The organism is Streptomyces sp. NPDC055103 (assembly GCF_053607625.1).
The window spans coordinates 83,531-97,080 of record NZ_JBSGTX010000028.1 but is presented as its reverse complement, the minus strand read 5'-3'; the positions used below and the strand labels follow the sequence as shown (position 1 = coordinate 97,080).

Annotated in this window: 7 protein-coding genes; 2 read left to right on the top strand and 5 right to left on the bottom strand. The window is 75.5% G+C overall.

The genetic code is table 11. The features are described 5' to 3' along the window. The 4 genes from ACWFR1_RS19545 to ACWFR1_RS19530 all read right to left on the bottom strand — a co-directional run. Positions 1–2,352 (bottom strand): AAA family ATPase (locus ACWFR1_RS19545; RefSeq protein ID WP_453552739.1); only part of this gene is annotated, 2,352 nt, incomplete at its 3' end. After that, positions 2,349–3,527 (bottom strand): exonuclease SbcCD subunit D, encoded by a 1,179-nt coding sequence (locus ACWFR1_RS19540; RefSeq protein ID WP_453552737.1) that lies wholly within the window; start codon positions 3,525–3,527, stop codon positions 2,349–2,351. The genes ACWFR1_RS19540 and ACWFR1_RS19545, both read right to left, overlap by 4 nt. Before the next feature lie 161 nt (positions 3,528–3,688). After that, positions 3,689–4,315 (bottom strand): YigZ family protein, encoded by a 627-nt coding sequence (locus ACWFR1_RS19535; protein ID WP_453552735.1) that lies wholly within the window; start codon positions 4,313–4,315, stop codon positions 3,689–3,691. Between the two features lie 9 nt (positions 4,316–4,324). Then, the gene (locus ACWFR1_RS19530) at positions 4,325–5,866 is read right to left on the bottom strand and encodes a PucR family transcriptional regulator (RefSeq protein WP_453552733.1); all 1,542 of its coding nucleotides are present in this window, start codon (positions 5,864–5,866) and stop codon (positions 4,325–4,327) included. A 186-nt stretch (positions 5,867–6,052) separates the two neighbouring features. On the opposite strand from ACWFR1_RS19530, the gene ACWFR1_RS19525 reads away from it, so the two are divergent. Beyond that, on the top strand, positions 6,053–7,540 hold the full coding sequence (locus ACWFR1_RS19525; RefSeq protein ID WP_453552731.1) for a long-chain-fatty-acid--CoA ligase: 1,488 nt from the start codon (positions 6,053–6,055) through the stop codon (positions 7,538–7,540). Positions 7,541–7,716: 176 nt separating this feature from the next. Further along, positions 7,717–9,288, top strand: coding sequence for a carboxylesterase/lipase family protein (locus tag ACWFR1_RS19520; RefSeq protein ID WP_453552729.1), 1,572 nt, complete (start codon positions 7,717–7,719; stop codon positions 9,286–9,288). A gap of 14 nt (positions 9,289–9,302) precedes the next feature. Here ACWFR1_RS19520 and ACWFR1_RS19515 read toward each other — a convergent pair whose 3' ends face one another. After that, positions 9,303–13,544 carry an nSTAND1 domain-containing NTPase gene (locus tag ACWFR1_RS19515; RefSeq protein ID WP_453552727.1) on the bottom strand — a complete coding sequence of 1,414 codons (4,242 nt, stop codon included), beginning with the start codon at positions 13,542–13,544 and terminating at the stop codon, positions 9,303–9,305. Positions 13,545–13,550: the final 6 nt, after the last annotated feature.

Here is a 13,550-nt window from a genome sequence, read left to right as displayed (position 1 = left end):
GAGCCGGTCCGCGACGGCGGCGGCCTCGGCTTGCCAGGCGTCCACGCGCTGCTGGAGGGCGCGGCGTTCGGCCTCGCCGACGAGGGCGCCGCGGGCCTCGGCCGGGGTGGCGAAGCCCGCGCGGTAGGCGGCGTCGGCGAGGCGGTCGTCGGCCTCCTTGAGCTGCTGGGCGGCCAGCTCGGCGGAGCGCACGGTCGCGGCGGCCTCGACCAGGACGGCGATCTTCCGCTCCAGGCGCGTGGCGTGCTCGGCCACGCTGCCGAACGCGCCGCGTCCGCGGACGAGTTCCTCGTCGAGCGTGGCCTGCTCGCCCTCCAGGGCTTCGCGGCGCGAGGTGCGCGCGGCGACCCGCCGCTCGGCCTCCCGCTGCGCGGCGACCCGCTCCTCGTACTCCCGCTCGGCCCGCGCGAGCGCCTCCCGGGCGGCGTGCGTCTGCCCGGCGAGCGCGTGCGCCTGGGCATGCAGCCGGGTCAACTCCTCGACTTCCCGATCGAGTTCGTCGACGGCGGGGTCGCGGGCGGGGTCTCCGGCGGGTGCGGGCGTAGTTGTGGGCGTGGTCGCGGCCATGGCCGTTGTCGTGGCGGTGGCCGTGGCTCCGGATGCGTCGGCTGCCGGCAGGACCTCCGCGCGGGCCGCGGTCCAGGCCTCCCGGGTGACGGCGAGATCGCGTTCGGCGGCGGTACGGGACGCGTCGGCCCGGGTGTAGGCCGCGTAGGCGGCGTCCTCCGTGGCGCGGTCGACGTGGTCGGCGGTGGTGCGGGCGGGGGCGGGGTGGGCGGTGGAGCCGCAGACCTGGCAGGCGTCGCCCTCGGTGAGCGTGGCGGCGAGTTCGGCGGCGATCCCCCGCAGACGGCGGGACTTGACGTCCAGCCAGGCCTCGTGGGCGGTGTTCCGGTGCTCGCGGGCGTCCGTGAACCGCGCCTCGGCGGTCGCGACGTCCCGCTCAAGGGCGTCGCGGCGGCGGGCCGCTGCGAGGCGGCGGCGGGCGGGCTCCAGGCGGCCGGCGAGGTGCTCGGCGCGGGCCGCGGCGTCCGTCGCGGCCTCGACGCGTTCGGCGAGGGCGGTGCGGCGCGGTTCCCAGTCGGCGAGCCAGTGGGCCGCGTCCTGGAGGGCGTCCTCGTCGGCGCGTGCCTCGCGCGCGAGCGCGCCGCGCTCCTCGGCGAGAGCGGCGGCGCGGCGCTCCGCGCGGCGGGCCGCGTCGAGGCCGCCGAGCTCCCCGCGCAGCCGGTGTTCGAGGGCGGAGAGGTGCTCGGCGCCCTGGTCGGCGAGGTCGGGGGGCAGCTGGGCGCGGGAGCGGGCACGCGCCGCGTGGGCGGTGGCGTGCGCGCGCTCGGCCTCCTCGCGCAGGTCCAGCGCGGGCGCGACGCGCTCGGCTTTGAGGGACCGGTCGAGGGCGGTCTGGTACTGGTCGCGCTCGGGCTCGCGGGCGATGAGCAGTTCGCGGCGCCTGAGCGCGTCGGCGTGCCGGGCCTGGCGGTCGGCGAGCTCCTTCTCGGCGTCGAGGGCCGTGCGGGCGGCGGCCTGTCCGTGCTCGGCGGCGGCGAACCGTACGCCGGCGATGTCGACGGCCTCGCGGGCCTCGGTGCGCGCGACGGCGGCCCACCCCAGGACGGACTCGGCGAGGCCGGGGTCGCCGGGGCGTCCCTCGACGGGGGTGCGGGCGGCGTCGAGGCCGCCGGCGGCCTGCGTCATGCGGTGGGCGAGCGCGAGGAGCCGCTCGTCCCCGTCCCGTACCTGCTGCTCAGCGGCGCGCCGGAGGTCTGCGAGGCGTTCCTCGACGGCGGCGAAGCGGCGGGTGTCGAAGAGGCGGCCGAGGAGCTTGCCGCGGGCCTCGGCATCGGCGCGCAGGAACTTCGCGAAGTCGCCCTGCGGGAGGAGGACGACCTGGCAGAACTGCTCGCGGCTCATGCCGACGAGCTGGGTGATCTCCTCGCCGATCTCCTGGTGGGAGCGGCTGAGTCCGGCCCACTCGCCGGTGGCGGGGTCGTACTCGCGCAGCCAGGTCTGGGCCTTCTCGGTGGTGAAGCCGGGCGCGCCGCGCTTCTTGGGCCGCTGCTGGGCGGGGCGGCGGGTGATCTCCAGGCGCCGCTCCCCCACGGTCAGTTCGAGGAGGACCTCGGTGGACGTGCCGACGGTGGCGTGGTCGCTGCGCAGGGAGGTGCCGGGGCTCTGGCGGACGCCGGGCACGCTGCCGTACAGCGCGAAGCAGACGGCGTCGAGGACGGAGGTCTTCCCGGCGCCGGTCGGTCCGTGGAGGAGGAAGAGCCCGGCGGAGGAGAGGGTGTCGAAGTCGACCGTCTGCGTGGTGCCGAAGGGCCCGAACGCGGTGATCTCCAGGCGGTGCAGCCTCACCGTCCCACCTCACGCTCGGCCGAGTCGACCCGTACATCGTCGAAGGCGCCGTACAGCACCGTCCGCTCTGGTCCGTCGAGCCCCGCGCCGCCGCGTACGTGGGCCACGAAGTCCTCCGCGATCTGCTGGTCGGTCCGGTCCCGGAGGCGCTGGGCGTAGGAGGCGTCGAGGTCGTCGCCGGTCCGCTCGGGGTCGAAGACGAGGTTCAGGGTGTGCGGGAAGCGCTCGGCGAGCCGGGCCATGGGCTCGGTGGGACGTACGGGGTCGGTGAGGGTGGCCTCGACCCAGGACTGCTCGTGGGGCGCGAGCGCGGGGTCGGCGAGGAGGTCGTCGAGGCGCCCCCGGATCCGGGCGAGGGGGCGCGGGACGGGGCAGTCGATCCGCTCGGCGGTGCGGACGGCGCCGTCGGCACCGCCGGGGCCCAGGTCGATGAGCCACATCGTCTTGCGGTGGTCGGCCTCGGAGAAGGAGTACGCGAGCGGGGAACCGGAGTAGCGGACGCGCGGGGTGAGGGTCTGGCTGCCGTGGAGGTGGCCGAGGGCGACGTAGTCGACGCCGTCGAAGACGCCCGCGGGGACGGCGGCGACGCCGCCGACGGTGATGTCCCGCTCGCTGTCGCTGGGCGCGCCGCCCGCCACGAAGGCGTGGGCGAGGACGACGGAGCGGATGCCTGCGGGCCGGCCCGCGAGGTCGGCGCGGACCCGGTCCATGGCGGCGGCGAGCACGGCCTCGTGGCCGCCCTTGGCGGCGCCGAGCTGTTCGCGCACGAGGGCCGGTTCGAGGTACGGCAGACCGTAGAGGGCGACGTCGCCGTGGGCGTCGGTGAGGACGACGGGGGTGCCGATGCCGGCCGGGTCGGTACGGAGGTGGATGCCGGCCCGCTCGATGAGCCCCGCGCCGACGCCGAGACGGCGGGCCGAGTCGTGGTTGCCGGAGATCATGACGGTCGGCACCCCGGCCTCGGCGAGGCGGTGCAGGGCCGTGTCGAAGAGCTCGACGGCGGGCAGCGGCGGTACGGCCCGGTCGTAGACGTCCCCGGCGACGAGGACGGCGTCCACCTGGTGCGCGTGGACGGTCGCGACGAGGTGGTCGAGGAACGCGGCCTGGGCTTCGAGGAGCGCGACGCGGTGGAAGGACCGGCCGAGGTGCCAGTCCGAGGTGTGCAGGAGCCTCACGATGCCGTCCCACCCCGCATGTGTGCCGCTCCTCGCCGCCGGTTCCCTGTCGTGTGCGCCCTCCACGCTATCCCGGCGCGGGGTGTGGAGAGGGCCGTACGCGATTCCGTCCGGCGGCGGGCGGTGACGGGGAACGGGTGCGTGTCCGGGGGCGGGCGCGCTCAGGCCTCGCCGTACGCCTCCCCGCCCAGGTCGAGGAGGGCCGTGCCCGCGGTGCTGTCGGCGAGCCAGGCCCGGAAGGCGGGGACGTCGCTGTCGGGGAGGCCGATCTCGATCGTGACGGCCTCGGTGTACCGCACGCCCCGGACGGCTCGGCCGGTCGCCCGCAGGTCATTCTCCAGCTTGCCGGCGCGCTGGTGGTCGACGGTGACGGTCGCGAGCCGGAAGCGCTGCCGGGTCACCGTGCCGAGCTCGTCGAGGGCCTCGCCGACCACGCCGCCGTAGGCGCGGATGAGACCGCCCGCGCCGAGTTTCACCCCGCCGTAGTAGCGGGTGACGACGGCGACGACGTAACGCATCTCACGGCGCAGGAGCATCTGGAGCATCGGGACGCCCGCCGTGCCGCCGGGCTCGCCGTCGTCGCTCGCCTTCTGCACGGAGGCGTCGGCGCCCAGGACGTACGCGAAGCAGTTGTGCGTGGCGGTGGGGTGCTCCTTGCGGACGCGCGCGACGAACTCCTGCGCCTCCCGCTCGTCGGCGACGGGGCCGAGCGCGCAGAGGAAGCGCGAGCGGTTGATCTCGGTCTCGTGGACACCCTCGCGGGCGAGGGTGCGGTACTGCTCCTGCATCCGGCCAGCCTACGTTCCGTCCGTCTCGAACTCCCCGGCGGCCGGTTCGGGGGCGTCCGCGAGGCCCGCGTACGGCAGCGCGCGCAGCGCGAGGGCCCAGCCGAGGCGGGCCTCGCCGGACTCGCTGGAGCGGCCGGTGAGCTCGGCGATGCGGCCGATGCGGTTGAGGACGGTGTTGCGGTGGCAGTAGAGGAGCTCGGCGGCCCGGGCGGCCGAGCAGCCGTGGTCGAGCCAGACCCGGAGGGTGGTGAGGAGCGCGGCCCGCTCCCCGCCGGTGGCGAGGACGGGCCCGAGGTGGACGGTGACGATCCGCTCGGCGATGTCGGCGCGCCCGCTGAGGAGCACCTGAGCGAGCCGGTCGTCGAAGGCGGCGACCTCCCCGCTGCCCGCCGGGAGGGTGCGGAGGGTCTGCTCGGCCAGCCGCAGGGCGCGGCCCGCGTGGGAGAGCCGCTCGAACTCCGGGGAGATCCCGGCGGTGGCGCCGGTCAGCTCCCGCAGGACGTCGAGGAGGGCGCGCGCGGCCGGGTCGGCGGAGCCCCGGGGACCGGCCGGGGCCCGGCCGGCGGGGGTGTCGCGACGGGGCAGCCGGACGATCCCGGCGTAGCGGCCGGAGCGGGGCCGCCAGAACGACCACATCCCCTGGGCCTCCAGGACGGGCGCCGGGTGCGGCGGGGCGGCCGGGTCCTGGGCGGCGACCACGACGACGTACCGGTCGTACGCGGGGACGCCGAGCGCGGCGGCCGCGGCGGAGGCGACGGCGGGGTCGTCGGCGCGGCCGTCGAGCAGCGCCTCGAAGAGGGCGACGCGCCGGGTGTCCTGGCGGCTCTGGAGCTCCAGCTGGGCGAGCCGGTACTCGTCGGCCATCGCGACGGAGTAGCGGTCGATCGTCTCCCAGACGCCGCCCGCCATGTCGAGCTCGACGTCCCGGCTGTCGGCCTCGCGGCCGGTCCGGGCTCTGAGGTGCTCGGCCATGACCTGCCAGAGGACCCGGCCGCCGCGGCGGTAGGCCTGGAGGACGGTGTCGAGGGGGACGCCCTGCTCGGCGCGGCGGCGGCCGGTCTCACGGGCCGCCCGCTCGAAGTCGCCGCCGGTCGGTGCGAGGCCGCCGAAGTCCTCCAGGGCGCGCAGCAGGTTGTCGCGGCAGATCTCCCAGAGGTCGTCGCGGGTGACGGGGGCGTCGGACGCGTACGTGCCGGAGTGGGCGCGGATGTCGTCGACGGCCCGGTCGGTGAGGCGGTCGATGTCGGAGAGCATCGTCGAGGAGAGCGCGCGCCGGAGCACCCCGGACCCGGCGTCGGACCCCAGGGGCGTGTGGGCTCCGCCGGAGCGGGGGAAGGCGGGGCGGGGGGTGTCCGCCCGGTCATGGCGGTCCGGGCGGAGGGAGTTCGGGCGGTCCGGGCGCGGAAAGTCCGGGCGCTGGGCGTCCAGCCGGTCCGGACGTGCGGCGTTCGTGCCGTCCCGGTCTACGGCGGCCGGGCGCTGGGCGTCCGGGCGCGCGGCCGTCGCGCGGGGTTCGCCGCCGGGGCGGGGGGCGGCCGGGCTGTGCGTCATGGCTCGCACCGTAGCCCCGGGATGTGGCGAATGCCACGGGTCGCGCGCGGCAGCGGGGCCTCTGCCCACCTCGGCAGGGCACATGGTGGGCACCTGCACATGGCATCCGGGCGGTGCTGCGGCGGATTCTGTGCCGTGTCACCCGATCGTCAACGCGCTGTCAAGTCCGCGTCTCTGGAGCGTGTCATGTCACTGAGCGTCGCCGGTGTGCTGGGCGAGTCCGCCCGCCACTTCCCCGACCGGATCGCGGTCGTCGAGGGCGCGGCCCGGCTCACCTACCGCGAGCTGTGGACGGAGGCGCTGCGCTGCGCCGCGGGGCTGCGGGACGCGGGCCTGAAGCCGGGCGACCGGCTGGCCGTACTGCTGCCGAACACCACCGAGTTCCTGCGCGTGTACTACGGCGCGCTCGCGGCCGGCGTGACCGTCGTCCCCGTGCACGCGCTGCTCGTCGCCGACGAGGTGCGGTACGTCCTGGAGCACAGCGGCGCGGTGGGCGTCGTGAGCGGCGGACCGCTGTGGGCGGTGGCCGACGAGGCCGCGCGGGCGGCCGGCGTGCGCGCCTTCCAGGGGGCGCCCTCGGCGGCCGAGCCGCTGCCCGCGGCGGAGCCGGCCGATCCCTCGGACGTCGCCGTGATCCTCTACACGAGCGGGACGACGGGCCGCCCCAAGGGAGCCCTGCTGACCCATCTCAACATCGTCATGAACGCCTCCGTGACCTCGCAGGACCTCCTCGGCCTCGGCGCGGACGACGTGGTCCTCGGCTGTCTGCCGCTGTTCCACAGCTACGGCCAGACCTGCGCGATGAACGGGACCCTGCGCCAGGGCGCGACGCTCGTGCTGATGCCCCGTTTCAGCGGCCCGGCGGCCCTGGAGGTGCTGGCCGACGAGGGCGTGACGGTCTTCATGGGGGTGCCGACGATGTACCACGCGCTCGTGGAGGCCGCCGCGGTCTCCGACCGGCGCCCGACGGCCCTGCGCGCCGCGGTCTCGGGCGGTGCGGCCCTGCCGGTCGCCGTCCTGGAGCGCTTCGAGGAGGCGTTCCGTACGCGGGTCCTGGAGGGGTACGGCCTGACGGAGACGTCGCCGGTCGCGACCTTCAACCAGCCGCACATCGGGCGGCGCCCGGGCACGGTCGGGCACCCGGTGTGGGGCGTCGAGGTGGGGATCGCGGACGCGGCCGTCGAGCGGGAGGTCCTGCTGCTCGCGGACGGCGAGGTCGGCGAGGTCGTGGTGCGCGGGCACAACGTCTTCGCGGGCTACCTGAACGACGCGGAGGCGACGGCGGCGGCGGTCGTGGACGGCTGGTTCCGTACGGGCGACCTGGGCGTACGGGACGAGGACGGCTTCCTGCGGATCGTGGACCGGAAGAAGGACCTGGTGATCCGGGGCGGCTTCAACATCTACCCGCGCGAGGTCGAGGAGGTGCTCGTGCGCCACCCGTCGGTCTCGGAGGTCGCGGTGATCGGCGTCCCCGACGAGGCGAAGGGCGAGGAGGTGTGCGCGGTGGTGGTACGCCGGGACGGCGCCGCCCCGCTCTCGGAGGAGGAGCTCGTGGAGTGGTCGCGCGAGCGCCTCGGCCGCCACAAGTACCCCCGGATCGTGCGTTTCGTCGACGCGCTGCCGCTCGGCCCGACGGGCAAGGTCCTCAAGCGCGCGCTGGTGCCGGGTCCGTAAGCATCGCGGCCGCCGTAGCACTGTGACTGCGGTATCCGCCGTAACCGGCTCACCCCGGGGGAAACCCCCGGAGCCGGCCGGCGGGACCGGGGCCTTCCTCCCGTGCGTTCCGGACGGCAGGCTGACCCCTCACCCGGACGGTGTGATCACCGTCGACCCGAGGAAGGGCTGAATCGATGGCGGAGAACGCTTCGGACGTTGCGGAGCGGGTGCAGGACGGCCCTGATGCCCTCGTCCTGGGCGGGGCGCTGCGCGGCACCCTGAAGGACGGCGTGGCCGCCTTCCTCGGTGTCCCCTACGCGCAGGCCCCCTTCGGGGCGCTGCGCTTCCGCGCGCCGGTACCGGCCGCGCCCTGGGACGGGGTGCGGGAGGCCACGGCCTTCGGGCCGACGGCGCCGAAGCGTCCGTACGCCCCGCCGCTCGACGCGCTGCTCCCCGACCCGGACGTCGAGGGCGACGACTGCCTCAACCTCAACGTGTGGGCGCCGTGGGGTCCTTCGGGGCCGGCCGCGCCGGAGGACGGGAACGGGAAGCCCGAGGACGAGGACCGCGAAGCCGCCGGCAACCCGCGGGTCGGGCGCCGCGACGTCGGCCGCCCGGTGATGGTCTGGGTCCACGGCGGGTCGCTGATCCACGGCTCCTCGGCGGTCCCCGTCTACGACGGCACCGCCTTCGCCCGGGACGGCGTGGTCCTCGTCTCGGTCAACTACCGGCTCGGCGTCGAGGGGTTCGGCGTGTTCCCCGACGCGCCCGCCAATCTCGGGCTGCGCGACCAGATCGCCGCCCTGGCCTGGGTGCGGGAGAACATCGCGGCCTTCGGCGGGGACCCGGAGCGGGTCACCGTGTTCGGCGAGTCGGCGGGCGCGATCTCGATCGCCGCCCTGCTGGCCTCACCACTCGCGAAGGGCCTGTTCCGGCGGGCCGTGGTGCAGAGCGGCGCGCCGATCGCCCAGCCGCTCGCCACGGCCCGCCGGACCACGGAGGCGGTGGCCGCGCGGCTCAAGGTGCCGGCGACGGCGGAGGCGTTCGCGCGCGTGGACCGGGAGCGGCTGCTCACGGCGCAGACCGAGGTGACGGGCAAGGGCTCGCCGCTGTCCGGCGGGCACTCCTTCCAGATCGTCGTGGACGGCGAGGTCCTGCCGCGCGATCCGGCGGAGGCGCTCGTGGACGGCGCGTCGGCGGAGGTGGAGCTGCTGATGGGCACGACCGCCGAGGAGTACCGGCTGTGGTTCGTGCCGAGCGGGGTGACCGACCGGGTAGGGCCCTGGGTCCAGCGGCTCCTGCTCCGCAAGGCGAAGGTGCCGTCCCGTACGGCCAGGGTGTACCGCGCGGGCCGGCCGCTGGAGAAGCCGGGTGAGATCCTGGGCGCGCTCGCCACGGACAAGCTGCTGCGGATCCCGCTGAACGAGCTCGCGGACGCCCGGCTGCGCTCCGGCGCGCCCGCCGGGACGTATCTGTACGAGTTCGGCTGGCGCTCCCCCGTCCTGGATCTCGGCGCCTGTCACGCGCTCGAACTCGGCTTCGTCTTCGACACGCTGGAGCTGCCGGAGACGCGTGCGCTGACCGGCCCGGACGCTCCCCAGGAGCTGGCCACGGCGATGCACGCGGCCTGGGTGGCCTTCGCGACGACGGGCGAGCCGGGCTGGCGTCCGTGGGACCCGGCGCGTCCGGTGATGACCTTCGGGCCGGACGTACCGTCCCTGGTCGAGGCGCCGCGCGAGGCGGAGCGGCGCGCCTGGGAGGCCTGAGACCGCCAGGGGCGTCACGAAACCTTCCGGCACGCGTCGGCGAACTCGTCGCTGTCGTCGGCCCGTGCCTTCTCGGCTTCGGTCGGTCCGCGCTGGGCGAGTGCGCAGAGCCGCTCGACCGACGCGTCGGCGTCGAGGGGGACCGTGTAGGCGCGGGAGCCCTCGACGGCGGTGATCCGGTCGCCGGTGGAGTTCGGCGACAGGGTGGTGTCGTAGCGCACCCAGTAGCGGTACAGCATGTCCCTTCTCCGGGTGTCCCAGACCACCTGCTCGCCGGCCCGGGTCACGGTGTGCAGCGTGTCGCCCTTCTCGTCGAGGAAGCGGCCCAGCGCGTGGACGCCGTCGTCGGCGACGATGCCGTCCCATTCCCTGCGCTCGATGCTCCACAGGCGGACGGATCCGCCGGCGTAGTGCACCGCGAGCCGCTTTCCGTCGGGGGAGACGAGCAGACCGCGGACGGATTCGTCGTGGTCCTCCTGGGCGAACCACCGGGTGTACTCGCCTGTGGCGAAGTCCCAGGTGCCGACCTCGTCGACGGTCCGCACGACCGCCTTGCGCGTGCCGGGCAGGGCGGCGCCCCAGGTGCTCGCCGCCGCGTTGGCGAGGGCCCACTTCTCCTGCTCGGAGGGCTGGTACGTCCTGCCGTCCTGCCGTCCCGTGTCGAGGTTCCAGCGCGACATGTAGGACAGTCCCGAGATGACGGCGTGCCGGTCGTCGGCGAAGGAGGTGAGGATCCAGGACGGGGTGAGCCCGGTCGCCGGGTCGGGTCCCTTGGCGGTGAGCTCGGGCGGGGCCGGCAGTTCCAGCTCGTGTTCCCTCGTGAGGGTGTGCGTGGTGCCGGGCCCCGACGGCCCTTCGGTCAGCCGCCAGACGATCATGCTGCGCCTGTCCTCGGTGACGGTGAGGAGGCGGGATCCGTCGGGGCTGAAGGCGGTGTAGAAGCGGGCGAGCGGCTTCGGCGAGCGGGCGAAGCCCATCAGCTCACGGGTCTTCAGGTTCCACAGTCGCAGGGCGTCGCCCTTGGCGTCGAGGACCGCGAGGCGTTCGTGCTCACCGTCGGCGGTGCGGAAGCCGCCGAGCAGGACGTGGGTGTCGAAGGAGTCCGGCGGGCGGACGCGTACGGTGACGATGCTGCCGCCGGCCGAGACGGCGGCCCGCAGGGCGTCCGGCGGGCCGGTGAGGGCCACCGCGGGGAAGCCGTCCCGGCCGGTGATCCCGGCGTCCTCGGGTGCGGGGGACGGCACGTCGAACGTCCCGGGCCACCCCTTCTCCAGGTCGACGACGAGGAAGCGCATCCGGCCGAGGTCCCCGCCCATCCGGCCCACGGGGTTGACGAGGTAGCGGCCCGTGGCGTCGAGCCGGGGCACCCGGAGCGGGCAGAGCGACACCGCCGTGGTGGCGTACGACCGCTCGCGCCGCGGCTGACGGCCGAGCCGCCACACCTCGAGAGACCCCTGCGCGGTGCAGGTGACCAGGGTCCGTCCGTCGCCGCTCACGGTCGCGGTGGCGGCGGTCCTGTCGCCCCAGGGCCGATGCGGTTCGCCGGTGGCGAGGTTCCAGGTCAGCAGTCGGCCGCGCGCGTCGTCCCGGCGCGCGCCGGCGGGCACGATCCGGCCCACCACGGTGTCGTCCGCCCCGAACCACGCCTCGACCGCGTCCCAGCCCTGCGGCGGGGTGAGGGTCCCGCCGACGCGGCCGCCGTCGTCGGTACGCCACACCAGCACTCCCTCCCGGCGGATCGCCGCGAGGACCCGTCCGCCGGCACCGTCGAAGCGGAGGTCGCTCGCGGGGCGCGGGTTCCTCTTCACGGCCTCGGGCCCGCGCAGCGATACGGACCGCACCTTGGCCTCGTGGTCGAAGGACGCCGCCGCCGAGGCGTGGACTCCCAGGGAGACGACACCCCACCCGCTCGACCGTGCCATGACACGGCCGTCCGGCGAGACGGCGAACCGCGCGTTGTCGCCGGTACGGGTCCGCTGCCACGGCACGGGCCGTGCGACGGCCGCCTCGCGCAGGTCGAGCTGGGCGACGTCACCGTCGTCCAGGAGGGCGTACGCCTGCTCACCGGATGCGGCGAAGGCGATGTCCTCGACGGCGGACAGGCCCTCCATGACGATGTGCTCGACGTCCTTCATCCGCAGGTGCTGGGCGATCAGCGTCGACCGGGCCGACTGCCGGTCCTCGGTCTCGAAGGCCGCGACGGCGAACAGCGAGGAGGTGGCGAGGGACGTGCCGTCCAGCGCCGCCGCCTGCCGAGCCAGCCGGTCGGAGGTGAGCCGTCGCCGCTCCGCCTCCACGCCCGTGTAGAGGACCGCGCCCACGACCAGTCCCAGGGTGGAGACGACGGCGACGAGCGCGGTGAGGTGCCGCACCCGGCGTGCGCGGGTGGCGCTGCGCGCCGCCTCCCGGCTTCTGCGCTCGCGCAGTTCGGCACTGCGCCGGATGAACTCACGGTCGTCCGCGGTGAGTTCGTCCCCGTGTTCCGCGAGTCGCTGTTCGGCCAGGGCCAGGGCGGGATCCTCCAGCAGATGGCCGTCGGGCATGCCCTCCGCGCGCCAGCGCTGCGCGTCGTAGCGCAGGGTGCCCAGCCACTCCAGGAAGGCCCGGTCCTCGGCGAGCAGTTCGGCGAGGGGACGCCAGTGCTCGATGAGCGCCTCGTGCGCGAGCTCCACCGTCTCGTGGCCCGCCTCGTCCGCGCCGAGCACGAGGATGCGGGAATCGGCCAGTTCACGGGCCGCGGTCCACCGTTCCTCGCCCGCGTCGCTCCGGAGCAGCCTCGCACGCAGCGCCGTCCGCGTCCCGGGCGGGATCCGCACCAGTGCGCGCAGCAGGCTCGTCGCGGCCGGTGAGGGGGACTCGCCCTGTGCGGCGTCCCAGGCCGCGTCCGCCCGCTCGCCGAGGGCGCGGCCGACACCGCCGAGCCGTTCGTAGACGTCGAACCGGAGGCGTCCGTCCCGGCGCTGCTCCCACAGCGTCTCCAGCAGGAACCCGAGCAGTGGCAGAGCCCCGGGCCGTCCCACCGTGTCCTCGACGATCCGCGCCGCGAGACCGGAGCTGTACGTGACGCCGGGCACCCCGTCCAGCGGCCGCAGGACGGCGTCGGCGAGCTGACGCGCGGTCATCGGCCCGAGCTGGTGGGCGGGCGCGCCGCCGACGAGGCGGCCCAGGTCCGGATGACTGAGCATCGCGTCCTGGAAATCGGAGCGGACCACCATCAGCACTCCCGTGCCGGGGCGCGCCGCGGCCTCCAGGAGGTGGGCGACGGTGGCGCGCAGTTCGCCGTCCGGCAGGGTGAGGAGGGCCTCGGCCTGGTCGACGGCCACGACGACCCGCCGCTGTCCGCCGACCGCCGTCGGGGTGATCGGCCGGCCGGAGACGGCGCGTACGAGGACGACCTCGACGCCCCGCTCCCTGAGGCGCGGCACGACACCGGCCATGAGGAGGGAGGACTTTCCCGACCCGGAGGGCCCGGTGAGGGTGACGCAGCCGCTCGGCCCATCGGTCTCCAGGAGTCCGAGGACGGCCGCGACATCGATGTCCCTGCCGAAGAAGTCGCGGGTGTCGTCCTCGGTGAACGCGTGGAGGCCGGGGAACGGGGACCGGGGGGCCAGCAGCCCGGCGAGTGCGGGGATCTGCGCGGTGATCGTGCGGGTCGGGATGCAGAAGCTCCGGCCGCTCCCGTCGGAGGCGGTGGCCGTGACGATACCCACCACGGCCCCGGTGACCTTGTCCCACACGGCCGCACCGCTGAAGCCCGGCCGGATCGGGTCCGACGCGCCGTCCGGGGACATCTGGAGCCAGCCGACGCCGGTGCGTCCGTGGAGCGTGGCCGTGTGCCAGCCGCCTTCCGCGATGGTGTCGGGCAGCCCGTGGACGAGGGCCCGGTGGGCCATGGTCGAGGGCGGGTCGGCCATGGTGACCGGCCGCGCACCGGGCGGTACGCCGTCGAGTCGGAGGACCGCGAGGTCTCCGCGACCGTCCGCGTGCTCGGGCACCCAGTCCCGTACCCGGCCCGTGACGGCCGCCTCGTCCCGGGGGCTCTGCAGGAGCCGGACGTCCAGCGGGCCGGGCGGCCGCTCGGCATGTCCGCGCGCCAGCCCGGCCGCGTCGGTGACGACGTGGGCGCAGGTCAGGACGAGCCGCGGGGCGATCAGTACGCCGACTCCGGCGACGCCGGCCGGACCGGTGATCCGCACCGTGCCGGCGGCGAGCGCCTCCTCGGCGATCTCGTCGTGGGAGGGGGGCCGCTCGGTCATGACTCG